Genomic DNA, 24,632 nt, shown 5'->3' with positions numbered 1-24,632 from the left:
CCTCCTCATCGAAGAAGCGCTGGAGCTGCGATCCAGAGCGCCTCAATAATGGGTCATGGTTCTCCCCCTCAAAAGGGGGGAACTATCTTTGAAGATCCATCTTTTTTTCTTATTACCCTGATTGCCAGAGGGCAGCATGGAATCACGTATTCATTTGGCTTTTAATGAGCCAGGCTGCACCTATTACCCCTGCATCATTGCCTAGAGTGGCCAGGCTGATTTTCGTTGATTTACTAACCCGTTTGAATGCATACTTTTCGAATGCAGAACGAACGGTATCAAGCAAAATGTCTCCCGCTTGTGAAACGCCCCCGCCAATGACGATTTTATCTGGATTCATGACATTCCCAACATGTGATAGTGCCAGCCCCAAGTAATTGCCTACCTTATCCACCACAGCTTTGGACAAGGGATCACCTGCTGCAGCGCATTGGAATAACAGTTTGGAAGTAACCGTATTTCCCTCTTCTACTTTCTGCTGAAGCAATGACTTTTCATCGGCGGCATTCAAGGCTTCTAAAGCCATACGGACGATTCCCGTTGCCGAAGCAACCGTTTCCAAACAACCAGTCTTGCCGCAATTGCATGGTGCCCCTCCGTCCGTTACGACCGTTATATGCCCTACTTCCCCAGCAGCTCCACTGGTACCATGGACGATTTGGCCATTATGGATGATTCCGCCTCCTACACCCGTTCCGAGAGTGACACAAACAAGGTCTTTGGCTCCATTACCGGCACCTTTCCACATTTCTCCCAAAGCTGCCATATTGGCATCATTATCGATCACAGCTGGAAGAGCTGTCTCCACCTCCAATAAATCTTTTAAAGGATAGTCCTTCCAGCCAAGATTGACGGCTTCATATATGGAACCGTTAACAAATTTCACAGGACCGGGAGCACCCATTCCTATCCCTACTATCTTACTCTTCGGTTCATTAAGTTCCACGAGCTTCGCATCAATTGCTTTGGCTATGTTAATCGTAATGTATTTTCCCTTTTCGGAGATGTCCGTGCTGATTTCCCATTTATGAATGATCTCTCCGTATAAATTGATTAAAGCCAGTTTGGTAGTTGTACCGCCTAAATCCACACCCATCAGCCACTTTTCCATCATTCTCACCTTTTTTTATCAATTTTTTTTCTGTTTTTCCCTTTCAAGAGACAATTGCTGCCTGATTAAAAGAATCGCCATTTGATAATCTTTCGTATCCATCATCTGCATACGGTGGAGTTCCCTTATTTCGACCTCCATCAGTTCAAGCTCGGCTAAGCGATCGCCAATATAGATAAATGTACCAAATCTTTTCAAGTATTGTTGAAGATCATAATATGTTTTCATAGTAAACCTCTTTATTCTTTTCTTTAGGAAAGTATATCGAATCAGCACCTTTGTAACAAGCGCCCATTTCCTCTTTTGATAATTTCCCCATCCCCCTCATACATGTCCAACTGTATTCATATGATGAAATATCAAGAATGTGGACTCCTTTGATTTGATTTAACAGCTTAATGATTTTAAACCATTCATCACGCGTGAAAACGGAGGGGAAAAATGAAAGTACAATTGAAGTATACCGTCTTTTTGGTTTTAACCACCATTTTTGTCATCCTTTATTTATCAAATCATAAACGGACAGAGGAAACCATCATTTTTTTTCCCATCGATTCCTCGCTCCATTTTGAACATGCTTCCACCAACCTGACACCTAAAGGTACCGGGAATTCCACCTATACCATCACTTGGAGGGTGGATTCTACGTTGGATCAGCCTGCTTACTTACGTCAGGACGTATCGCTTTTATACAAAAATGGAAAATTGGCTGGAGCTTTAAAAAATTGGCGCCAAAATAAACAAGAACTCTCTCAAAAAGCGAAATATAAAGAATCCGAAAGTGGGCGTTATGAAGCTGTAACGTTTCATTATGCCGAGGTTCATCCAAGTGACACCATTTTCACCAGTGCCCAGCAGCTCAGTAAAGATAAACTCTATACAGTAACGACACCGGTTTTTCAATTTTTCCACCGCCCCCTTTCAGAAGAACAGATTCAGTGGAAAAAAACGCTGGACGGCTTGACAGATCAAACGGTTCGAAATGGTTTGGAGAAAGCCGGGGAAGCCTTTCAGGTTAATCTTGATCAGTACAAAATCATTTCTTTAACAGATCTGCCTTCAAAGAAAAATCAATGGCTTGCTGCCTTCCCCCAATTCAAACGGGAAGAAATTGTGGGAAAACTATGGGAAGGTCTATACAAAAATTATGTGTTGGGAGTAAAAAAGGAGGATGGCTCCACTGTGAGTCCACAAGGCAGCACCATCCCCCTATTGCTTATGGCGAAGAATCAAAGGGAAATACTTGTCTTGTTTACCCTGAAAGACGGTACCCCAATCATGCTGCGTCAAAAGTTATAGTTGCTTTTCGATTTCTTCCAGTAGTTTAGTGTATGACTTATTATCCGGGGCAAGCTCAATAGCCTTATCAGCTTGCTCTTTAGCTTGACCGAATGATTCGAGATTCATGTAGACCAAGGCAAGATTGTAATGGGCTTCATGCAAATCCGGATTACTTTCAATCGCTTTTTCATAATAATCCCTGGCCTTGTTTATGTCCTTTTTATCAAAAGATAAATTTCCGAGCATAAAGAGCGATAGCGGTGCATCAGGATTTGACTCCACATATTTGAATAGCATCTCTTCCGCCTTATCCTCTTCATCATCATCAATATACTTTTGGGCCAGCATTGCCATGGTATTATCATCGATAGCTGCACTTTCCTGATGATTGAAACCAAATTGCAGCAGGGAATAGGTCAGTATTACCGTCCCGATCAGAAAAGCCAGCTGCCGAAAGATATTCCTGGATTTTGGCAGATGTACCACTCCAGCAGCCAAAAACCCTCCGATCAAACCTCCGATATGCCCTGCATTGTCAATTCCCGAAACGGTGAAACCATATATTAAGTTAATGATGATCAACACGATCACCGATGAGCCCATCGAGCGCATGAATAATTTCGGATAGACGATGCCAAAGTACAGAAGTGCCCCAAAACAGCCAAAAATGGCTCCGCTCGCTCCTGCGGAAAGGTTCGGGGTCATGATGAAGCTGCCTAGGGTTCCAGCGAAACCAGCGAATATATAGATGAAAAGGAACCTGGCATTACCATAAATCCTTTCAACTTCAGCACCAATCAAATACAGCGAAAATGTATTCATCAGTAAATGAATGAACCCAATATGGACGATCATCGGTGTAAAGAACCGCCACCATTCCCCTTGGATGATATAAGGGGAAAATTTAGCGCCAAACTCAATCAAAGTCTTGGAATTGGTGCTGCCCCCATTAAACTCCATCAAGATGAACACTGCTATTTGTACCGCCATGAATATATATGTAAAGAATGGCTTATTGGCATTTTGGAATACCTTCTGTTCGGCCTTAGCCTTTTTGACTGACTCCGAGATGGCGTTCTTCTTTACTGTAAGAACCTTTTCCTCATCTATTTCATTTTCCTCAAGAACTTGAATTGAAAGTGGTTTTTTCAAAACATGTTCAAGGTTTTGCAACGAATCATGAAAGTTCTCACAAGTTAGAAGGAACGTGTTGACATTCGTTTTTTTAAAGGAGGCCACCCGTGAACTAAAGTCATGATCATCGACCGGGGCGAATTTACTAACATAGATACTTAATATGTTTATGGGCTTTTTGTATAATTTCCTTCTGATTCTTTCCCCATTCTGCAATGTTCGCTCGATATCGCGTTTCAGCCAATTAGCCCAATCCAAATCATGGCGGATGAGTCTTATGACTGGAAACTCCTTATTCTTATCGCTCTCAAGCCAAATCTCCTGATGGTTTTCCGTGACTGTGATCATTCGATAATCGTAATGGGCAGACAACTCCCTTATGGTTTCCCAAAAAAAATAATCCTCTTTAAATCCCAATGCCTTCCCCACTTTCCAATAAAACTTAAGCTTCTAAAATTCCTGTTCTTTAATTAAAACTATAGACGAAATCATGTAAAAAGTAAAAAAGGAGACTGTTTTCCCGCTCCTAAAAAATAAAAAAAGGAACCCCTGGTCAGGTTCCCTTTTCATGATGCCGGCATCCTCATTTGGTCTGAGTGAACATGCTTTGCATCATTTTATCCCTGAACATTGGCATATCCAAGGATTTAGTCACAAGAAATCTTCTCAATATGCCGTTGGACAGCGCAACATTTATCAGGCGGTACCGGTTTTTGTAACCTRCATAAACAGCTAAACCAACCAAGAAGATTTGAATAATTAATCGAAGCATAACAATCCCTCCTATCAATAGTGTGATACAGGATAGGATTTTTATGAGCTAAAAGTGATAATTAATGAACTTCTTCTTAATGGGCGTACGTGCGTATAACCCTGGATGGGGTAATGAGTTTGCCCACCGCTAGATCATGTACCTCTATCGGGAGCTCATCCGTTAATTGAAGCTCGTATGTAAGGGCCAATGTATCTCCTCGGTAATTAGATAGGAAACGGTCATAATAGCCCCCTCCAAAGCCTAGGCGAAACCCTTCCTTGTTAAAAGCAAGACCGGGTACGATCAATGCGTCCAATTCCTCTTTGCAGGCCTTGGCTGTTTCAGCCACTGGTTCCAGCAATCCGTAATAAACAGACTCGAGCTGATTGAAGGACGAAATTTTTTTGAATTCCATTGTCTTTTTTTCGGGATCACATTTTGGTACAGCCACTACTTTTCCTTCGCTCCATGCTTGTTCGATGATCCGTACCGTTGGGACTTCAGGCGGAATGGAGATGGTGATGCCAATGGTATCAGCATTTTTCCATTCCTCCAATGCAAATAGGTTTTCAGCGATTCTGTTGGATAGTTCTTCATGTTCCTCTTTAGTCAGCTCCATTAAACGGGACCTAACTTCTTGACGGAGCTTATTCTTGTTTTCTCTCATCTCTTCCGACTCCTTTAGTCTACTTCTATCATTATCTCATAATATTTGTCCATTTACGAAAATACGGTGTCGGAACTCGCCGAATCATTCGTGCATTCTGGTGAAAATATTCACTAAAGGAAAGAGAGAAAAGAAGAACTTAAAGAAATGCATAAAAAAAACAACAGGAAAAATCCTGTTGCTTACTTTGTTTCACGGTGAGTCGTGCTGCGTTTTTCTCTTGAGCAGTATTTTTTAAGCTCAAGACGGTCTGGATTGTTACGTTTATTTTTTTTAGAAATATAGTTACGGTCTCCACATTCAGTGCAAGCTAATGTAATATTCACGCGCATTGTGTATTTCCCTCCAAACATATTGACATTTTCACATAGGACTTTTCTATAATATCATTATTCAATGCGAATTGCTAGTATGTTTTTCGGGAAATCCAACATAACTTTTTCGTATTCTTAATTGTTTATGTTTTGCATCGTCAGGAGGAGTTGATTATTTATAACTTTCGCTTCTTCTTTCGTTTCGGCATGAATGACCCAAGCCACAGCTTCCACACATTCTTTCGGTAAGATTTCCGTTTCTAGCGTAAACACACTGGTAACTTCCCCTTTGGCGAGCGGTGAATAAGCGAGGAGACCTTCTTTCAATGATTTGAAGCATCCTTCTTGATAAAGGCTTCCCTTACCTTGGATGCAATATTGAGAGATGCTTTTTCCTTTCACCAATCCACCCAATAAGGCAATCGATTGAGGGGCTACATGTAAAATCGCCCGTTCATTCGGGCTGTAAAAAGCCACCGCCTGCCTTTCGAAAGCGTTTTCATAGTGAAAAAACACTTTTGGGCGCTTGGTCTCGAATGAGGTATTCCTGATCGTGAACTTCGAAAAGGTCACCTGCCCTTGGGTATACGTCTGTGAAAGTGTCCGGATCTCTCCATTAGGATGACTCATCATATCCTCCTCAGGATACCAATCAAAACTCTCATCCATCCATAATCCAGCCTTTAATCCCTTACGAAATAATTCCTGGTTATCCTGTGGCATATAAGCGAATAGCGAATTCATATAATCATCCCTTCCCCTTCTTTTATCTTTATATTACTTATCGTTAGGCGCTGACAGTGAAACTATCCACTTTAAATTCTGCACACCATTTTCTTATAGGTTCATTGATTTTTAACAATTCAAAATATTTCGTTTTTTCGATTTATTCTATCTTTATGTTAGCACTGAATTGGCTGATGGACAATAAACACATTTTGTCGAATTTTATGTACGTTATCTCTCAAAGGTTTTTTTCCCATTTTCATGCCTAATTTTTTTTCATCAACGACGGTCACATCGCTTTTCGACAATATTTGAAAAAAAACAGACAATAAATAAAGTTTACTGCCTACTTCCGAAAATATAAAAATATGAAAATCCCCAATTTTTTTCGAATATGTGTAAAATATAAGTATATTGTCGAAAATTAGCTTCTGAGGTGAAAACATGGAAACACTTATCGTCCTTCTTTTTTCATTAGCGATCGTCCTTCTCATCATTTCCTTTTTCGGTAAAGATAAAGTTGCCAAATTAGAAGAAGATTTAGAACAGATGACACTAACGTATATGCAGGATATCTACCAATTAAAGAAGAAGGTGAAGGTTCTTGAAGAGGAATTCGTTATCCAGGACGCCCCTGTTCCCTCTGTAAAGGATCAATCATCTGTCACTTCCAATGATATCGAACCCATACATGAGATTCTAAAAAGCCACGTTCTATCTTTATATAGTCAAGGTCTCACTTTGGACCAGATCGCTAGACAATCCTCGTTAACGAAGGAACAAACCATTTCAGTGATCGAGCAGCAAAGATTGCGGGGTGAATGAAAATGAACAAAGCAAGACTGCAAGGTCTTTCCGCCGGCATCATTTTTACAACAACAATCTTTGCTGCCTTTTATTATGGCACCGGAAAGTTCGAAGGCACCACTCCCACTGCGGAGGAAGCTAAGGAATTGCTCGTAAAGAAGGGATTCGTCGTTACACTTCCTACCGAGGAAGCTAAAAAGACCGTCCAACCAAAGGATCCGGATAAGGTTTTAATGGAGAAGGAAGCTTCAAAAGAGGCACCTTCCATCGTTACCTATATAATTAAAGTTAAAACGAATATGACCACAGCCGAGATTGCCGATCGCCTTTCCAAGGAAAAAATCATCGATGATGCTGCTGAATTTGAAGCTTACATGAATGACCGTGATTTCTCGAAAAAAATACAAATCGGCGAGTTTGTTGTTACCAATAATATGACATATAGACAATTGGCCAATACTTTGACACATTAATGAATAAGAGAGACTTTTAAATGGACGATGTCCGAGAAAAAGCCTCTCTTTTTTCAATTAGGATAGGTTCATTCATTCCTGCTGATATATCTCCCTCTTACAAGGAAATAAATATTCTCTGCGATATTCGTTGTATGGTCCGCTGTCCTTTCCAAATATCGAGCAATTAGGGAAAGCTGCGTAACCTGCTGAAGGTTTTTTTCATCTGAAAGGCGAAGGAGACTTCGAATCATTTCTCCATAAAAGCGATCAACCTCATCATCCATTTCAATGATTTCTCTAGAAAGAACAACATCTTCCTTCTCAAATGCTTCTATTGAAAGTCGAATCATCTTTAAAGTAATATCATGCATCTGCTTTAATGGTGTTAAAGGCAGAATAAATGGCTGGTCACCGATTCGGATCGCCGATTTGGCGATATTCACACCAAAGTCCGCCATCCTTTCAATATCCGAGGCGATTTTTATGGCAGCAATGATACGCCTTAAATCAATCGCAACCGGCTGTTGCTTAGCAATCAGTAAAATCGCAAAGTCATTTATTTCCTCTTCCAGTAAATCAGCTATTGTATCATCATCAATAACTTCAAGAGCCTCATCTACATTATTGCTTTCCAGTGCGGCATATGATTTTGATATGGCACCTGAAGCTAAATTAGCCAACTTCACGATTTTCTCTTGCAGCTCTTTCAATTGAAGCTCGAAATTTTCACGAACGATCATTATCGCATCTCCTTTTCTCTTAACCGAAACGTCCGGTAATGTAATCTTCTGTTCTTTTATCATTCGGATTAGAGAAGATGGTATTTGTATCAGAATATTCGATGACTTCCCCATTTAAGAAGAAGGCTGTTCTATCAGAGATACGTGCTGCCTGCTGCATGTTATGGGTAACGATGATGATGCTGAAATCCTTTTTCATTTCCTGGACCAATTCTTCTATTTTCAACGTGGATATCGGATCAAGGGCAGAAGTAGGTTCATCCATTAGAATCACATCTGGTTCGATTGCCAAACATCTGGCAATACAAAGGCGCTGTTGCTGCCCACCTGAAAGTCCATATGCATTTTCATGCAGACGGTCTTTCACTTCATCCCAAATGGCTGCCCCTTTTAAACTCTTTTCAACTATCTCATCAAGAATTTTTTTATTTTTAATTCCATGGATCTTTGGTCCATATACAACATTTTCATAAATGGACTTAGGAAAGGGATTAGGCTTTTGGAAGACCATCCCCACCTGTGTCCTTAAATCTTCCACCTTATAGGACTGATCAAGGATATTCCTGTTCCTATATTTAATCTGTCCTGTCGTTTTCACATCCGGGACTAGTTCTATCATTCGGTTCAATGTTTTAATGTAGGTGGATTTCCCACATCCTGAGGGCCCTATGATGGCCGTCACTTCATTTTGGTGCATATCCAGATTAATATTTTTCAAAGCATGGTTTTCTCCATACCATAAATTAAGATTGGATGTTTCATACACCTTTTCCGTCAAGGCAGCTGATCCGACATTATCGATTTCGATAGCCGGTGACTCTTTTTCTCTCGTTAAGGTCATATTCATGCTTCCTTCCTCCTATTAGTATCTTTTCTGGAATTTATTTCGAATTATAACCGCTATTGAATTCATGAATATTAACAGGATAAGTAAAACGATGATTCCCGCGGCAGCAACCTGCTGGAATTCCTCCTGCGGACGAGATGTCCAATTATAGATTTGCATAGGCAGAACTGTAAATGTATCCATGACCGTTTGAGGTAAAAAGGCGATGAACATTGGTATGCCAACCACCACCAATGGAGCCGTTTCACCGATTGCCCGTGACAAAGCAAGTATCCCTCCAGTTAAAATACCAGGTATCGCAGCAGGCAGGACCACTTTCAAAATGGTTTGCCACTTTGTTGCACCCATTCCAAACGAAGCTTCCCTTAAATCACGAGGTACGGCGCGAATGGCCTCCTGGGCAGAGACTATGATGACCGGGAGAACGAGTAGGCTCATGGTCAGGCCAGCTGCCAATATGGACCGGTCCAAGGCAAGAGCACGAACGAAAACCGTTAAGCCCAGTAGTCCAAATACTATTGACGGGACACCTGCCAGATTGGAAATATTCACTTTGATAAAAGTGGTGATCCAATTCTTCCTCGCATATTCCTCTAAATAAATGGCCGTTCCAACACCGAGCAGCAGGGAAACCGGGGCCACCACTACCATCAACCATATTGAACCGATCAGGGCTGCCTTTATACCAGCCTCTTCAGGTTTCCTGGAAGCGAAATTCTGAAGGAAATCCCCATTCAGACTACCAATTCCTTGAGTGAATATCCGATAAAATAAGATGGCCAATACGAGGAGGCCAACCAATGTTGCCAAGAAGAATAATCCTTTACAAATCGTGTTAACAGCAAGCCTAGCAGGCATTTTTTTTGCAACATGACTTTTGTTTATCAGTTTCATGACTTAATATTCCTCCCTGAACTTGCGAGAGATGAACTGCGCCAGTAAATTCATGATAAGCGTAAAGACGAACAGTGTCATTCCAACCGCATATATGCTGTAGTAAATCGTTGTCCCATACCCTGCATCCCCCGAACTGACCTGAACAATATAAGCGGTCATCGTTTGAATCGATGAAGTGACATCCATGCTCATATTTGGGGTTGAGCCACCGGCAACACTCACAATCATGGTTTCCCCGATCGCTCTGGATAAAGCAAGAACGATGGATGCCACAATTCCGGAAATGGCTGCTGGCAATACCACTTTAATTGTCGTTTCGAGTTTCGTTGCTCCTAAAGCATACGCACCTTCGCGGATCGACTTCGGTACTGATACTAGGGCATCTTCCGACAAAGAAGCTATCATCGGCATGATCATGATACCTACAACGATACCAGGACTCAGGGCATTGAACATGTCAAGGGAAGGAAATAAATCCCGCAAAACCGGTGTTACAAAAGTTAAGGCAAAAAAGCCATAAACGATAGTAGGAATCCCAGCTAAAACTTCTAAAATCGGCTTGATGATTCTCCGTGTTTTCTCTGATGCATATTCACTCAAGAAAATGGCTGTTGCAAGTCCTACTGGAACTGCAACCACCGCTGCTATGACTGTTATCTTCAACGTTCCAACAATAAGGGGCATAATCCCATAGGAAGGTGAAGATGCAAATGGCAGCCACTTAGCTTCCGTAAAAAATTCGACGATGGATACTCTGTCAAAAAAGATGAATGTTTCAAATATAAGGGTCAGGATGATCCCGATTGTAGTAAAAACGGAAATTGCCGCCATAAGGAACAAAAGCTTAGGAATGACTTTTTCCATATTGATTTTTTTCTTACTTTTCTTTTCCAGAATCATTTGCTGTACAGAATAGGTTTCTGTTTTTCTAAGTTCCAACTTGCATCCTCCATTTCAGACACGCAATATTTGGATTTACAAGCTGTTACCCCCGCCTTAATCGAGTCAAGGCGGGATTTCAATAGCCTGTAATATCGTTTATTTTTCCAATTCTTTCAATTTATCAAGATCTTTCTGATACTCTTCTTCCGGCAGGCTGATATAACCCACTTCTTCTGCAAGCTCTCCTGCATTTTCAATGACGAATTGAGTATAATCTGCAACTTGTTCTTTTTCAGCTACCGACTTATTAGCTACATATGTGTAAAGTGGACGTGACAATGGTGCATACTCCCCACTTTTAATCGTTTCATGCGTTGGCTCTACAGCACCTTTGCCGTTGTCGATGGAAATGATCTTTAACTTATCTTTATTTTCAGAGTAGTAGGCATAACCGAAGAATCCAATCGCATTTTTATCACCTTCTACACCTTGTACAAGAACGTTATCGTCTTCTGAAAGCGTAGCATTTTCCACCATTGGTTTTTCTTCAAGGATCACTTCATTGAAATAATCATATGTTCCTGAATCTGTTCCCGGAGAGTAGAATTTAATTTCTTCGTTCGGCCATTCAGGACGTATATCAGACCATTTCTTCACCTTTCCATTATCAATCCACAGTTTTTGAAGTTCTTCAACTGTTAGTGAATCGATGAAATCATTATCTTTATTGGCAACGATTGAAATACCGTCAAATGCCAGTTTCAATTCTGTATATTCAACACCCTTTTCATCAAGTAAGGCACTTTCTTCTTCTTTCACCGGGCGGGAAGCATTGGCTAGGTCCGTATCACCAGCGATGAATTTCTTGAATCCCCCACCTGTTCCTGACGATCCCACTGAAACCTTCACATCAGGCTGTGTAGCCATATATTCTTCTGCAACTGCCTCCATGATCGGAAAGACCGTTGAAGAACCATCCGTAATAACTTCGCCCTTGAGTTGATCTGAAGCCGCTTCATTTCCTTTACCGCTGTTTGAAGTATCATTAGATCCACATCCAGCTGCCACTGCGATTACTCCACCCATTACTGCGGTCATAGCCATAAATTTGAAACGTCTCATTTGTAAATCCCCCTAAGAATTTTATATGAATATTTTGTCCTACTCTCACATCATACTTTCAGACTGTAAATTCCGTTTAAAGCATTTGTAAATATTCAGTAAATAATTGTGTTTATTTTGTAAAGGTAGTCAAAGTCTTAAATTACTCTCTTATTTTGTGCCTAAGGGGTATTTACATGTGCGGGAAATTACTCCAACTGAAGTGATTATAATTCTCTTTCATAAAGGGAAAGTGAAGTGCAAATCTCGAGGCATACTGATAGCATCACTGAGCAATTTTATTTTATGAACAAAAAAACACGCTTTCTGGTTTAACCCAGAAGCGTGTTTTATAACTTTTTATTCATTTTCCTGACTATTTCTTATTTCAGCCTGCTCTTTTTGAACGTCTTTACCATTCTCCACCTTCAAATCGGTCGAGGTTTCGGTATTTTCCTTCTTAGCCCGTTCTTTTTTCAGTTCGAAATAAGTATCCATGATTTCTTCACCTATTTCTTTACTCATGCTATGGCCCGAATGTCCTTGATATGCCCACGGCACAACGACCGCAAAAGCGACCTCAGGATTTTTAGCTGGGGCATAACCAACAAGCGTGATGTTCATCGTTTCTTGGGGCTCGCTATAATTCATCCGGTTCGGGCCGTCATAGAATGCTTCCGCCGTCCCGGTTTTAGCTGCCACTGTATACGATTTATTCCCAAAGTAGGTATAGGCCGTTCCGCCTTGTTCCATCGCAACTTTCTCAAAACCGTTCTGAACACGTTCAACCCATTCTTCCTTCATATCAAGACGATTAAGGACAGTCGGTGAAACGTCTTCGGCAACAGGTCCCAATTCCTCATTATTATCAACCGGATCGCGGATTTCCTTAACCATATGCGGCTTCATGCGGTTACCGCCATTCGCAATCGCTGAAACATATTGCACGAGCTGCATCGGTGTGTACGTATCATACTGTCCGATAGCAAGGTCAAGCAGCTTACCTGGAGATACTTCGGAACCTTTGAATCCGCTCATTTCATTAGGAAGATCAATTCCCGTGCGGACACCCAAGCCAAATTGGGCAAATGAATTACGCATGGTCGAAAACGCGCCTGAACTAATGTTCAAAGGTTCATTCGGCACATAATGTGCACCTGCAATATTAATGGCCGTTCTGAACATATAAACATTCGAAGATACCTTCAATGCGGTCAAATCATTTATGTTCCCGAAGTCACTATATGAACCTTTGGGCGGTGTACCTTTAATTCTCAACTTCGTATCGTAAAAGTACGTACCAGGCTGGATCGCACCTTGCTGATAACCGGTTAAAACCGTAGCACCTTTAACCGCAGAACCCATCGTATAGGAAGTCGTGATATTTCCTAATGCGAAGTCCTCAATGGAGGATTTCCCCGTTTTTGGGTCCTTCTCATATTTCTTGCCAGCCATCGTCAACACTTCCCCTGTATCGGGATCCATCATGACGACAAAGGCCCTGTCCAAGAATTTGGTGTTACCCATTTTTTTCTTGGCAATCAATTGCTTCTCAATGATTTCCTCAGTAGCAAGCTGTAAATCCATATCAACTGTCAATATAAGATCTTTTCCCCGTGAACCTTCAGAAATCACTTCAGAATCGACGACATTTCCTGATTTATCGGTCACATTCCTTACTTTCGCTTTCTGCCCTTGAAGGATATCTTCGTATTGCGCCTCAATATAACTCTTACCTACACGGTCATTCCGGCTGTAATCACGTGCGAGGTAGTAGTCCAGGCTTTCGCTAGGCAACCCTTCTTCAGATGAAGAAACTTTACCCAATACAGATTTAAGTGTTTTATTATATGTATAAAAACGGTCCCAATCTGTTGATATATCGACCCCTGGGAGCGAATCAAGGTTTTCACTCACCTTGGCGAATTCTTCTTTTGTTACTTCCTTGTTTTTCACAATTTGCGGGGTAAGGGCATATCCGCTTGCAAATTCCCTATAGATGGCAAGAACTTCAAGATCCTTTTTCGAAAGCTTTGTTTCTTCTTCAGTAATCCGATCAAGCTGAAGCTTATACAAATCACTTTCTTCCATCTCGCCCTCTTCCACTTTTTTCCGCTCTTTATCGGTAATCTTTTTCTCGGCCAGCTTTGGATTCTTCAAAATCCAAAAATCCTTTTTATCGCGTTCAGTCACTTTGTCCGTTTCCTTTTCGATCAACTTCGCGAGTTTCTCAGCCGTTTCCACCATTTCTGTTTGTTTCGTACCTTGCTTTCGTGTATATGTAATTGCATCCAGTGGTTGGTTATCGACCATAAGTTTTAAATTACGGTCATACATTTTCCCACGGGGCACCGAATTATTCACGGTCACTTCCTCTGTTCTTTCAATCTCACGCCGGTAATCATCACCATAAACAATCTGTACAACACCCAAGCGTAAAATTAAAGCGGAAAACAAAACAAACACTAAAAAGAAAAGAATATTCAATCTGAAAGGCACATGCGTCTTTTTCTTTTTCTTTTTATTCACACTAAGCCACACATCCTTTTTACATAGTCATAATAGATCCTATACTATTCTATAGAACATTTGTCTTTTTTTCTACCTTAGTGTTCTAGAAATATTAAACATCTAACGAACTTTACATAAAAAGTGACTTACGGCTCATAAATCCTACAACCGTAAGTCATGTATATTGAAAAGAGGCCTCTAAGGCCTCTTTTCAATCTTGGTCAATGATATCGATTTTCCGTACAAACCAATATATCACGGTATGCCCTGCCCCGACGATCAACAGATAAATCGGCAGTAATTGCTTTAGGTCGAATAACATGACGGAAAGTATGAATCCTGATATGGATACAATCCTTCCAATATGAACGAACAATTCCCGGACAACGATATATTCAATCCTCATTTCAGCTGCTTTCCAAGCCCGGCCTATAATATCATAGGTTAGTGATATATATGGGACCAAAAGAATAGGATAAGCGGTTGCGACAATTGCCCCATAAATGAGAAGCTTCCCGAATGTGATATCAAATGCAATCAATAAGACCCCTGCATACAACAGGATTCCTCCAATAAGTATCGCCTTTTTGCGCATCGGCTGTTTTATATATCGTGAAGCAAAAAAATACGCAACAAATGATATGGCCGAATTTAACAGACCATAGCTCCCTAAGGCAAGTTCACTATCCGTCTGAATGAAAACGGTAATCGAAATGATGAACATGAATGTGCCCTCTCGTATCCCTTGAAAAAAGTGAGCACGAGTGATCAAGAGCCAATTCCGATTATTTTTCCGTTCCTGCAATATCCTAAAGAAGCAGTACCTGCCATGAGCCGGACGTCTTTTTAACGAAAAGCTAAGAAAAACCGCAACGGAAAACAATAGCAAAGACAGCCCGAATACAATGGAATATCCCGTGAATTTCTCAAGCCTCGAAATGATGAACCCTGAAAGAATCGGACCGACCATTCCCCCAATGGATGATAAAATCCCTAAAAACCCATTGAAGAAATCCCTGGTTTCCGGTTCAGTTATTTCAAAAGTCAAGACATTATAGGCAAGCCAATAAAACCCATAACCGATTCCTAACAGCCCACCAAGCAACCAAAGGAAATCCGTTGCCCGTGTGCCGACCAATAGGACCGATAAATAAAACAGGGCCAAAAAGATAACACCCAGACGCAAAACAATGATTCGGTCAACCTTTTTCGCGAGCCTGCCGGCAAAGACAAAAGTAAGCGGTTGAAAAAGCACCACGGTTAGATTATATACGGCAATATCAACAATTTGACCGGATTGTTTCCACAAGTACACATTAACGAATGTATTGGATAAAGCAATACTTAGGCTGTACAGCCCGCCAATAAACAAAAGGAGGTGCAAATCCTTCTTCCCGCCCGCTTCACCCAACCATCTCTCTAAAATACCCATTGTTTTAACTCTCCTTTAAATTCCACTCTAGTGTTTGAAAAAACAAAAGAATTTATGTAAAAAAAGGTAAAGAAAACTCTTCGATTGGCGATGACAGAGAAGCAGTTGCCCTTATACTGTTTTCCTTCTGAACTTGAACAGTAACAGTATAAAGAAAACTCCTCGATTGGCGAGCCAGGATGGCGATGACAGAGAAGCAGTTGCCCTTATACTGTTTTCCTTCTGAACTTGAACAGTAACAGTATAAAGAAAACTCTTCGATTGGGAGACGAAGGGGATGTTCATGAATTTGGGGTGTTCACTCGTGAATTCGGACTTTTACTCGTGTATTTCGAGTTTTCACTCATGAATTGGGGTGTTTACTCGTCAATCGATGCTTTTATTCGTGAATTTTGAGCTTTTACTCTGGAATTGGAGTGTTATTCGTGAATTTCGGGCTTTTACTCGTGAGTTTTGGGCATTTACTCGTGAGTTTTGAGCTTTTACTCGTGAGTTTTGGGCATTTACTCGTGAGTTTTGAGCTTTTACTCGTGAATTTGATGATTTTACTCGTGAATTTGTGCGTTTCTCTTAAATTCGCAGCTTTTACTCCGTGAGTTTCTTTCATCGAAACAAGCAATACGAGTTGCCTTTATTTGTTTTTCTTTCATATTCCCGTTCGGATAAAAGAAACAAAAAAAAGACGGGTTTCCCTCAAAAGGGAATTCCCGTCTTTTGTTAGTTGATTAAAATTATTTTGCAGCGCTGTAACGTTTTGCAACTTCATCCCAGTTTACAACATTCCAGAAAGAATTGATGTATTCAGGACGGCGGTTTTGGTAGTTTAAGTAGTAAGCATGCTCCCAAACGTCCAATCCAAGTAGCGGTGTTTTACCTTCTGATAATGGATTGTCTTGGTTAGGTGTACTTGTTACTTCCAACTCGCCATTGTTGACTGCAAGCCAAGCCCAGCCAGATCCAAAACGAGTAGTAGCCGCTTTAGCGAACTCTTCTTTAAAGCTGTCAAAGCTTCCGAATTTTGAAGTGATGGCATCCGCTAATTCACCAGTTGGTTGTCCGCCGCCGTTAGGTGAAAGGATTTCCCAGAATAAAGTGTGGTTAGCGTGTCCGCCACCATTGTTGCGTACAGCTGTACGAACAGCTTCAGGTACTGCGTCAAGGTTAGCGACGATTTCTTCTACGCTTTTGCTTAGAAGTTCTTGGTTGCCTTCAAGCGCATTGTTCAGGTTTGTCACATATGTGTTGTGATGTTTAGTGTGGTGAATGTTCATTGTTTCTTTGTCGATGTGTGGTTCTAATGCATCATATGCATACGGTAATTGTGGAAGTTCAAAAGCCATAATAAAATTCCTCCCTATGTAAGCTGTTTTTTTGAGGGCTTCAGTTCTCGAAAGATACCTAAAGCTCGCTAGCAATAGAGTATCAAATTTTTGTAACCGTTTCAAACCATATGCCTCAATTTTTCATTTTTCGATTATTTTTCCTATGAGAATACCACGAATATAAAATATCCTATCATCAGAAGCTGAATGATGCCTTTTGTGATTAAGCTGCTTATAAAGCCTACAACGGAACCTAGGCCGATTTTGGAAGCAGTGACAGGGTCTTGTTTATGTACCAGGATCTCTGCCAGGAATGCCCCGATGAATGGACCTATCAGAATTCCGACGAATGGAATCACGAATGGCCCGACCAGGAGCCCAATCGTACTGCCCCATATCCCCGCTTTCGTGCCGCCATACTTTTTGACCCCGACCATGTTGGCAATATAATCGGCTGCGAATAAAAGGATGACAAATAAAATTTGGACCGTCCAGAAAAACCAGCCAAAAGGTTCAAAAGAATAAAAAAGTCCATATAACAATATTCCGCCAAAAATGAACAAAACACTTGGGATGATTGGAAAAATCAGACCGACAAATCCCATTATGAACATAAGGGTGATTATTATCCAAAATAGTGTGTCCATATCTCAAAAGCCCCTTTCTCATTTAATTTATAATTTGATTTATCTCTCCATAATTACCTCATAACTGTTGTTTGAAACCAATGAAGCTGAATACAGGTTGTTTTATTTTTCCCATATAGTTAAAATTGGTTAGGAATCTTATAAAGATAGGTGCTGAAAACATTGAACATATTCAAACAACTATGGGTTAGCATATTTTCTCCTAAAGATATCGCTTCCTTTCAAAATCAAGGTATCGGGAAAACGATTTTATACGTTTTCTTTATAAGTCTCATCGCCTTTCTCCCTTCAGCTTATTATTTCGGTACAATGATAGTTGACGGGATAGATGCCATGCACGAAACAGTATCCGAAGACTTACCGGCTTTTGAAATCAAAAATGGCACGTTGACGACTGAAGAAGATGAGCCATTTAGCCTGAATAAAAACGGATATCAAATTTTTGTGGATGGCACGGGAGCCTTGACCCCGGAAAAGGTAGCTGCAGAATCTGATGAGGCTGTCGCACTTTTGAAGTCTGATCTGGTTTTCGTATCCGGAGGCAATGTGCAATCCTCTCCTTATTCAGTTCTGGAGGGAGATAATCAGGAAATTTCCACTTGGCTTGATTCAGTTGAATCTGTGCTGCCGATCATCATTCCTTTGCTTCTACTCATATTATACCTGTTTACTGCTAGCGGAATCTTCATTAAAGTGACAATCATTGCTGCTTTTGGTCTTTTTTTCAAAAATGCTCTTGGCCGTCCACTTTCCTACAGGCATCTTTGGAGAATTAGTGCATACAGCATAACTCTTGCCACCATATTCTTCACCATCATGGATGCTTTTCAAGCAATTGTACCATTCGCTTCCATCATTAGCTGGTTTGTTACATTAATGATGTTATATTTATCCATTAAAGAAACATCAGCCAATAAGATGGGAAATTGAAGTTAAATAAGATCCGGACCCACCTCGGTCCGGATCTTTTTGCTTTTGCACAAAACTGGGCAATCCTTGCCTTTCCCTCATATGACTACAGTCATCATTTTTTATATCTACTTAATTCGACAAAATACTCACCAAGTTATTACTATACTTATGATTGAAATAGTATTTAAGAGGTGATAGACGTGAAGGAGAGTCATATTGATGTACAGTGGTTGTTACTCATATTGGAGGCAAAAAAGAGTGGTCTGACCCAAAAGGAAATTCGCTCCTTTCTCAGCAATCATTCAAATAATAAGGATGTTACTCAACTGAAATAGACAATTTGAATGGCCACTCTCACATTCCATTTGAAAAATCGCCCATTTTTAGGCATATTTTTTGCCCCCTCCAAGTATAGATGAATTAAAGACAAGCTTGGGAGGATGGAAAATTGAAACGGCTACTGCTTTTTATCTCATTCTGTTTCACTTTATTTATTATTTATTTTGATTTGACTACGGGTACCCTGCCGGCTTCCCATCCACCTGCCCCTACTGGCGAACCGGCCGTGCCGGCCAGCCAGCCTGCATCCGCACCATCTGCCGCTTATAAAGAAATCACCATGCAACCTGGGGATACCTTACTCTCCATCGTTGAAAAGGGAAAAGGCGAATCCAATCACCCAATCGAAACGATCATCTCTGACTTTCAAAGTTTGAATGAAGGATTGAAGCCCGAAAATATGCAGATTGGCAAAACTTATAAAATTCCCGTTTATAAATAACTTTCAAATGGGGATTTGTGCCTTCACAAACACACTAAAGGGGATTTCCAAGCACCAAATATATCCTGAAATAGGAAATGTCACTTATTGAAAAAAGATTATGCGTCCTATTTCCTTGTCAAGCGGTATGTACATTGATACAATATTTCAGAGAAACAAATTAAAAATCAAAACTGATTTTTTCCTAAAGGAGAGAATTCCACTTGAGTGAAATCATACATCGCACCAAAACGCGGCCAATTAAAGTCGGAAACTTAACGATTGGCGGCAATAATGAAGTTATAGTACAAAGCATGACAACGACCAAAACACATGATGTTGAAGCAACGGTTGCAGAAATCCTTCGTCTTGAAGAAGCGGGATGTCAAATCGTACGCGTCGCCTGTCCGGATGAAAGGGCAGCTGACGCAATCTCTGAGATAAAAAAACGGATTAACATCCCTCTTGTAGTCGATATTCATTTCGATTACAAGCTTGCTCTGAAGGCAATCGAAGGCGGAGCGGATAAAATCAGGATAAACCCTGGTAATATCGGACGCCGTGAAAAAGTGGAAGCAGTCGTGAAAGCTGCGAAGGCTAAAGGAATACCAATCCGCATCGGCGTCAATGCTGGTTCTCTAGAGAAGAAAATCCTCGAGAAATATGGCTACCCGACTGCTGATGGAATGGTGGAAAGTGCTTTACACCATATCAAGATCCTAGAAGATCTGGATTTTCATGATATTATCGTTTCGATGAAAGCTTCCGATGTGAATTTAGCAATCGAGGCATATGAAAAAGCTTCAAAAGCATTCGATTATCCTTTACATCTTGGGATCACGGAATCAGGTACACTGTTCTCCGGAACCGTAAAAAGCGCTGCCGGACTAGGTGCCATCCTAAGTCAGGGTATCGGAAGCACGATTCGTGTTTCCTTAAGTGCCGATCCCGTCGAAGAGGTGAAGGTGGCAAGGGAGCTTCTTAAAGTATTCGGCCTAGCTTCCAACATGGCCACTTTAATTTCCTGCCCAACTTGCGGTCGAATCGAGATTGATTTGATTTCCATCGCCAATGAAGTTGAAGAGTACATCCAGACGGTTAAAGCACCAATCAAGGTATCAGTGCTTGGTTGTGCGGTAAATGGCCCTGGAGAAGCCCGTGAGGCTGATATCGGCATAGCCGGCGCCCGCGGTGAAGGTTTACTGTTTAGAAAAGGACAAATCGTACGTAAAGTGCCTGAAGAGACGATGGTCGAGGAACTGAAAAAGGAAATTGACAAAATCGCTGAAGAGTACTATGAAAAACAAAGAGCCGAAGCTGCTGCTGCAGCTTTACTAAATAAATAAAACAAAAAATCCCGAATTTTCATTATCGGGATTTTTTGTTTTTTATCATTTGAAAAACCCTTTGATGTAAATGACATCAAAGGGTTAATGATGCTAAAAGAACGGCGCGATAAATATGCCAACGATGATGGAGACAGCACCTATGCCGATGGCCCAAGTACCCAGGTTCGATCCCCGGCTTCTGGCCACTATTCCTACAATGATACCCACAATCCCTAAAAGGAAAGGCATCATGAATAACGATAAAATGGAGATGATCAATGCTATGACACCAATCGCTTTTCCTCTTGATGCCACTCCCCCTAAACCATTATCCTCTGCAGGCTCATCATTTTTATTTGACCTGATTCGCTGAGGCGGTGTTGAAAGCTCGGCAGACGTTTCTTCCTGATACCGGTTATCCAAATTGTTTATGGTCCCACGGCTCTCATATCGTCTGTCATCTTCAGGTGTATCTTCATTATAATACCGCTCATGATGCTGATCATCCACAACGGATGGTTCACTGCCCTCTTTTGCCAATTGCATTTCATCGTCAATACTGGAGTATTGATCTTTTTCCATTGTGCATCCCTCACTTTCGTTTGTGAAGCATTTATAGTGTATGTAAAAATCGCAGGAACCCATCGTGAAAATGGTTTCATGTCTTGGAAATAAATACGGGTTTTTACCAAAGCTATGATGGGATATGTTACACTATTACAAGTATTGAAAATGAGGAGAGATTCATCATGAAAAAACGTTTTGGCATCGATATAGACGGGACTGTCACAAGACCTGATTCCATGGTTCCCTTTTTAAATAAAGCATTTCAACTGAATTTAGCTTATGAAGACATAACCGAATATGACTTATTGCCTTTCGTGAATGTTCCAAAAGAAGATTTCACTAAATGGTTCATCGAGACCGAGCCGCTCATCTATTCCGAATCATTATTGGCTGAGGGTGCGAAAGATGTATTGGAAAAATGGACAGAACAAGCCAACCTTTATTTCATCAGTGCCAGGAGCTCCCGTTTATTGGATGTAACGAAGAATTGGTTCACGAGTAATCAAGTCCTATATGATCATATAGAGCTTGTAGGTTCACACGATAAGATTGCTGCAGCCAAAAAATTCGAAGTCGATCTCTTTTTGGAGGACAAGCACGATAATGCAGTGGCGATTTCAGAAGAGTGTAAAATACCCGTGATTTTATTTAATACCCCTTACAACCAAGATCCCGTGCCTGAAAGGGTGATTCGGGTAAACAATTGGCAAGAAGCCTCTGCCTGGGTGAATCAATGGATGTCAGGGGAACCGGCAACTATAAAATGAGACAAGAAAAAACCATTGACTTGAGGTCAATGGTTTTTATGCTTCCAAAGATACGCTACATGCAGGACAGCGTCCGTAAATTTCAAATTTATGCCCCGAAACATCGTAGTCCTTCAAGCTTTCCTGAAGTTCCTGCATCGGGCACAATTCAATTTCTTTCGTTTTTCCACAGTTCAAACAGATGAAGTGGTGATGGTGGGAAGAATGACCGCATGTAAAACGAAAACGCTTTTCCCCTTCCAACTCAGTCGCTTCAAAGATGCCCAGTTCGACAAATAATGAAAGATTTCTGTAAATCGTATCGAAGCTTAAACCTGGATAATCCTGTTTCATATTCTCCAATACATCTTTGGCCGTTAAATATTTATCGCTGGAAGAGAAAAGCTGAAGCATTTCTTCCCTCTTTCCTGTATGCTTAAAACCTTTATCTTTTAAAAGTTGCATGGCAGTAGTTACGTTCAAAATACATCACCCCATCTATCGATTTTTCCACTTATCAAACAAAATTGACAAGATGAGAATTAGTACAGCTATTATTACAATGGTCCCGCCGGGAGCGAGGTCAAGGTTGTATGATAAGAATAATCCGCCTATGACGGAAACTTCACCGAATAATACCGAATAACCAATCATCTGCTTAAAGCCCTTAGCAAAGCGGAGACTGGCTGCTACCGGGAGCGTCATGAGCGAAGAAACAAGTAATATGCCAATGATTTTCATGGAAGCGGCAATAACCAATGCGACCATGACAATAAAAATAAAATGAATCGCTTTATAAGGGATTCCAGACGCTTTGGCATGCTCTTCATCAAATGATAAGAGAAATAATTCTTTATACAGTAAAGTGAGCATCAAGGCTACGACTAGCCCCACTGCCAAAATGACGTACAAGTCCGCCCGGCTGACGGCACTGACACTGCCGAATAAATAACCATATAAATCGGTATTGAAACCATCAGCAATGGATATGAAGATGACACTAAGACCCATGCCGCCGGACATAATGATCGGGATTGCAAGCTCTTGGTAATGCTTGTACACCCCTCTTAATTTTTCAATGAATAATGAACCACCTACAGAAAACGCCATTCCAATATAAAGTGGATTCAATCCTGCTAAAGATAGAAAGCTCTTCTGCAGCAATAAACTGAACGCTATACCAGCAAGCGCTACATGACTGAGCGCATCGGAAATCATCGACATCCGCCTTACCACGACAAAAACGCCCACTAATGGCGCAATCGCTCCGATGATGATTCCGGTCAAGAATGCGTTCTGCAAAAATTCAAATTGCAATATCCCCGATATCATTGGGCTATCCTCCAAAACATATTAATGATCATGATTTAAAAATTGGACTCCATGTCCATAAATGGACGAGAGTTCACCTTCATCCAACTCATTATATTCACAGGCATCCCCATGAAAATGAAGCTTTTTATTCAAGCAGGCGACATGTGTGACTTTATCGGTCACAGTACCAACATCATGGGTTACTAAAATCAGGGTTATTCCTAATTTTTTATTCAACATCTCAAGCATTTCATAAAATTGGTGGACGTTTTTTGAATCAACGCCAACAGTGGGCTCATCCAATATCATCAATTCCGGCTCGCTGACCAGTGAACGGGCAATGAATACCCTCTGCTGCTGGCCTCCGGACAATTCCCCGATATTGCGGTTTTGATATTCCAGCATGTCCACTGATTCCAGAGCCTTCTTCACCTTTTGCTTATCCTCTTTGCCAGCAAACTTAAATAAGCCTATTTTTTTGGTCAAACCGCTCTGAACCACCTCAAATACAGTGGCAGGGAATCCTGAGTTGAAGGAATTCGCCTTTTGGGAAACGAACCCGACCTTTTGCCAATCCTTAAAGCGTCGAATGTCTTCACCGAATATTTCAATTTTCCCCTTTTGGAGCTTGAACAGACCAAGCAGCAACTTCAAAAGCGTTGATTTACCGGATCCATTAGGCCCGACGATAGCTAGGAATGCCCCTCGGGGAATTTCAAGCGAAACATGTTCCAGCACCAGATCTTTTGTATATTTGTAAGATATATCTTCAAATTTAACTATGGGGTTTACTACATTATCCAAAGAGATCACCTATTTTTTAAGAATCATTACGATTAACAATCGTTAGTATAAATCAAAGAAGTCCAGATGTAAAGAATCCGGTCCTCCGAACAAGTGCCGATATGCCTTGAATCACAAAAAAATGTTATCTGAACCAATTTCATAATCAAACAAAGTTTCATGTTCACATACGTCCACTTCCTTCATATGTTTTAACAAAGGAGGAGATCGTTTGAAATTATTTGAAATGATGGTCAATCATAAAATCAACAGTATACGCCCCGATGAATTGCTTTCCCTTGCTAAACAGCATAAGGTTGCACTCACTCAAAAACAAGCACAGGATATTACTGCACTTCTAGCCGGTAAAAATATTAATATTTTTGATATACGTCAAAGACAGAACGTACTTGGTCAAATTACAAAAGTTGCCGGAGCAAGCACGGCCAGGGAAATAGAATCCCTCTTCAACAACCTTACATCCAATTTTTAAAGATTCCAAGCCTGCTGACGACAGTCTTTATTTGAGCATACTTAATCCAAATGCAAAATGAAAGGACGATTCATCTTCATATCGATGAATCGTCCCTTTCT

Annotated in this window: 29 protein-coding genes; 9 read left to right on the top strand and 20 right to left on the bottom strand. The window is 40.9% G+C overall.

What is annotated here, in order from left to right:
- Positions 1-142: 142 nt before the first annotated feature.
- The gene (locus tag AC1DIV_RS06085; protein WP_048682164.1) at positions 143-1,114 is read right to left on the bottom strand and encodes an ROK family glucokinase; all 972 of its coding nucleotides are present in this window, start codon (positions 1,112-1,114) and stop codon (positions 143-145) included.
- A gap of 15 nt (positions 1,115-1,129) precedes the next feature.
- Positions 1,130-1,339 (bottom strand): YqgQ family protein, encoded by a 210-nt coding sequence (locus AC1DIV_RS06080; protein WP_323598473.1) that lies wholly within the window; start codon positions 1,337-1,339, stop codon positions 1,130-1,132.
- A 213-nt stretch (positions 1,340-1,552) separates the two neighbouring features.
- On the opposite strand from AC1DIV_RS06080, the gene AC1DIV_RS06075 reads away from it, so the two are divergent.
- Positions 1,553-2,410 (top strand): hypothetical protein, encoded by an 858-nt coding sequence (locus tag AC1DIV_RS06075; protein WP_323598472.1) that lies wholly within the window; start codon positions 1,553-1,555, stop codon positions 2,408-2,410.
- Here AC1DIV_RS06075 and AC1DIV_RS06070 read toward each other — a convergent pair.
- From AC1DIV_RS06070 to AC1DIV_RS06050, 5 genes are all read right to left on the bottom strand, one after another.
- A complete protein-coding gene (locus AC1DIV_RS06070) occupies positions 2,405-3,943 on the bottom strand; it encodes a rhomboid family intramembrane serine protease (RefSeq protein WP_421162696.1) in 1,539 nt (512 codons plus the stop codon). The genes AC1DIV_RS06075 and AC1DIV_RS06070 overlap by 6 nt on opposite strands.
- Before the next feature lie 166 nt (positions 3,944-4,109).
- The gene (locus AC1DIV_RS06065; protein WP_477575974.1) at positions 4,110-4,298 is read right to left on the bottom strand and encodes a hypothetical protein; all 189 of its coding nucleotides are present in this window, start codon (positions 4,296-4,298) and stop codon (positions 4,110-4,112) included.
- Between the two features lie 76 nt (positions 4,299-4,374).
- A complete protein-coding gene (locus tag AC1DIV_RS06060; protein ID WP_477575972.1) occupies positions 4,375-4,947 on the bottom strand; it encodes a 5-formyltetrahydrofolate cyclo-ligase in 573 nt (190 codons plus the stop codon).
- A gap of 182 nt (positions 4,948-5,129) precedes the next feature.
- Positions 5,130-5,279: a 50S ribosomal protein L33 gene (gene rpmG / locus AC1DIV_RS06055; protein ID WP_028391797.1), complete on the bottom strand. Its 150-nt coding sequence runs from the start codon at positions 5,277-5,279 to the stop codon at positions 5,130-5,132.
- 117 nt (positions 5,280-5,396) lie between these two features.
- Positions 5,397-6,005 (bottom strand): hypothetical protein, encoded by a 609-nt coding sequence (locus AC1DIV_RS06050; RefSeq protein ID WP_063594162.1) that lies wholly within the window; start codon positions 6,003-6,005, stop codon positions 5,397-5,399.
- Positions 6,006-6,431: 426 nt separating this feature from the next.
- Here AC1DIV_RS06050 and AC1DIV_RS06045 point away from each other — a divergent pair, with 426 nt between their 5' ends.
- Positions 6,432-6,812: a hypothetical protein gene (locus AC1DIV_RS06045; protein ID WP_477575970.1), complete on the top strand. Its 381-nt coding sequence runs from the start codon at positions 6,432-6,434 to the stop codon at positions 6,810-6,812.
- 2 nt (positions 6,813-6,814) lie between these two features.
- Positions 6,815-7,267 carry a hypothetical protein gene (locus tag AC1DIV_RS06040; protein ID WP_477575968.1) on the top strand — a complete coding sequence of 151 codons (453 nt, stop codon included), beginning with the start codon at positions 6,815-6,817 and terminating at the stop codon, positions 7,265-7,267.
- Positions 7,268-7,335: 68 nt separating this feature from the next.
- On the opposite strand, the gene phoU is transcribed toward AC1DIV_RS06040, so the two are convergent.
- The 9 genes from phoU to AC1DIV_RS05995 form a co-directional block, all read right to left on the bottom strand.
- Positions 7,336-7,989: a phosphate signaling complex protein PhoU gene (phoU, locus tag AC1DIV_RS06035; protein ID WP_048682139.1), complete on the bottom strand. Its 654-nt coding sequence runs from the start codon at positions 7,987-7,989 to the stop codon at positions 7,336-7,338.
- Positions 7,990-8,008: 19 nt separating this feature from the next.
- Positions 8,009-8,830 carry a phosphate ABC transporter ATP-binding protein PstB gene (gene pstB, locus AC1DIV_RS06030; protein WP_289351554.1) on the bottom strand — a complete coding sequence of 274 codons (822 nt, stop codon included), beginning with the start codon at positions 8,828-8,830 and terminating at the stop codon, positions 8,009-8,011.
- Positions 8,831-8,851: 21 nt separating this feature from the next.
- A complete protein-coding gene (pstA, locus tag AC1DIV_RS06025) occupies positions 8,852-9,730 on the bottom strand; it encodes a phosphate ABC transporter permease PstA (RefSeq protein WP_048682136.1) in 879 nt (292 codons plus the stop codon).
- Between the two features lie 3 nt (positions 9,731-9,733).
- Positions 9,734-10,633, bottom strand: coding sequence for a phosphate ABC transporter permease subunit PstC (pstC, locus tag AC1DIV_RS06020; RefSeq protein WP_289351555.1), 900 nt, complete (start codon positions 10,631-10,633; stop codon positions 9,734-9,736).
- Positions 10,634-10,771: 138 nt separating this feature from the next.
- A complete protein-coding gene (locus tag AC1DIV_RS06015; RefSeq protein WP_106026896.1) occupies positions 10,772-11,737 on the bottom strand; it encodes a PstS family phosphate ABC transporter substrate-binding protein in 966 nt (321 codons plus the stop codon).
- Positions 11,738-12,076: 339 nt separating this feature from the next.
- Positions 12,077-14,245, bottom strand: a complete 2,169-nt coding sequence (locus AC1DIV_RS06010; protein ID WP_340876927.1) for a peptidoglycan D,D-transpeptidase FtsI family protein — start codon at positions 14,243-14,245, stop codon at positions 12,077-12,079.
- Positions 14,246-14,438: 193 nt separating this feature from the next.
- Positions 14,439-15,659, bottom strand: a complete 1,221-nt coding sequence (locus tag AC1DIV_RS06005; RefSeq protein WP_063594170.1) for an MFS transporter — start codon at positions 15,657-15,659, stop codon at positions 14,439-14,441.
- Between the two features lie 731 nt (positions 15,660-16,390).
- On the bottom strand, positions 16,391-16,999 hold the full coding sequence (gene sodA, locus AC1DIV_RS06000) for a superoxide dismutase SodA (RefSeq protein WP_034308436.1): 609 nt from the start codon (positions 16,997-16,999) through the stop codon (positions 16,391-16,393).
- 143 nt (positions 17,000-17,142) lie between these two features.
- On the bottom strand, positions 17,143-17,628 hold the full coding sequence (locus AC1DIV_RS05995) for a DUF456 domain-containing protein (protein WP_477575966.1): 486 nt from the start codon (positions 17,626-17,628) through the stop codon (positions 17,143-17,145).
- A gap of 162 nt (positions 17,629-17,790) precedes the next feature.
- Between AC1DIV_RS05995 and AC1DIV_RS05990 the strand changes: the two genes are divergently transcribed.
- From AC1DIV_RS05990 to ispG, 4 genes are all read left to right on the top strand, one after another.
- Positions 17,791-18,558, top strand: a complete 768-nt coding sequence (locus AC1DIV_RS05990; protein ID WP_323598464.1) for a DUF1189 domain-containing protein — start codon at positions 17,791-17,793, stop codon at positions 18,556-18,558.
- A gap of 173 nt (positions 18,559-18,731) precedes the next feature.
- Positions 18,732-18,875, top strand: coding sequence for an anti-repressor SinI family protein (locus tag AC1DIV_RS05985; RefSeq protein WP_082162761.1), 144 nt, complete (start codon positions 18,732-18,734; stop codon positions 18,873-18,875).
- Between the two features lie 113 nt (positions 18,876-18,988).
- On the top strand, positions 18,989-19,321 hold the full coding sequence (locus tag AC1DIV_RS05980; protein ID WP_048677989.1) for a type IV pilus assembly protein FimV: 333 nt from the start codon (positions 18,989-18,991) through the stop codon (positions 19,319-19,321).
- 212 nt (positions 19,322-19,533) lie between these two features.
- A complete protein-coding gene (gene ispG, locus AC1DIV_RS05975) occupies positions 19,534-20,646 on the top strand; it encodes a flavodoxin-dependent (E)-4-hydroxy-3-methylbut-2-enyl-diphosphate synthase (RefSeq protein WP_187050875.1) in 1,113 nt (370 codons plus the stop codon).
- Between the two features lie 93 nt (positions 20,647-20,739).
- Here the strand turns inward: ispG and AC1DIV_RS05970 are convergent, their stop codons facing one another.
- The gene (locus AC1DIV_RS05970) at positions 20,740-21,210 is read right to left on the bottom strand and encodes a DUF4190 domain-containing protein (protein WP_477575964.1); all 471 of its coding nucleotides are present in this window, start codon (positions 21,208-21,210) and stop codon (positions 20,740-20,742) included.
- Between the two features lie 167 nt (positions 21,211-21,377).
- Here AC1DIV_RS05970 and AC1DIV_RS05965 point away from each other — a divergent pair, with 167 nt between their 5' ends.
- Positions 21,378-21,962: a 5' nucleotidase, NT5C type gene (locus tag AC1DIV_RS05965; protein ID WP_034308447.1), complete on the top strand. Its 585-nt coding sequence runs from the start codon at positions 21,378-21,380 to the stop codon at positions 21,960-21,962.
- A gap of 36 nt (positions 21,963-21,998) precedes the next feature.
- Here the strand turns inward: AC1DIV_RS05965 and AC1DIV_RS05960 are convergent, their stop codons facing one another.
- The 3 genes from AC1DIV_RS05960 to AC1DIV_RS05950 are packed head-to-tail and all read right to left on the bottom strand — an operon-like array spanning position 21,999 to position 24,059.
- Entirely contained in the window at positions 21,999-22,424 is a 426-nt protein-coding gene (locus AC1DIV_RS05960) for a Fur family transcriptional regulator (RefSeq protein ID WP_034308449.1), read from the bottom strand.
- A gap of 15 nt (positions 22,425-22,439) precedes the next feature.
- Complete coding sequence (locus AC1DIV_RS05955) at positions 22,440-23,273, bottom strand: metal ABC transporter permease (protein WP_034308452.1); 834 nt, start codon at positions 23,271-23,273, stop codon at positions 22,440-22,442.
- Between the two features lie 21 nt (positions 23,274-23,294).
- A complete protein-coding gene (locus AC1DIV_RS05950; RefSeq protein WP_053535720.1) occupies positions 23,295-24,059 on the bottom strand; it encodes a metal ABC transporter ATP-binding protein in 765 nt (254 codons plus the stop codon).
- A 211-nt stretch (positions 24,060-24,270) separates the two neighbouring features.
- On the opposite strand from AC1DIV_RS05950, the gene AC1DIV_RS05945 reads away from it, so the two are divergent.
- The gene (locus AC1DIV_RS05945) at positions 24,271-24,531 is read left to right on the top strand and encodes a DUF2624 family protein (RefSeq protein ID WP_048677987.1); all 261 of its coding nucleotides are present in this window, start codon (positions 24,271-24,273) and stop codon (positions 24,529-24,531) included.
- Positions 24,532-24,632 lie beyond the last annotated feature (101 nt).

This window comes from Peribacillus sp. 05N428 (genome assembly GCF_056397085.1).
The sequence above is the reverse complement of the archived record's forward strand: the minus strand, read 5'-3'. Positions and strand labels throughout refer to the sequence as shown.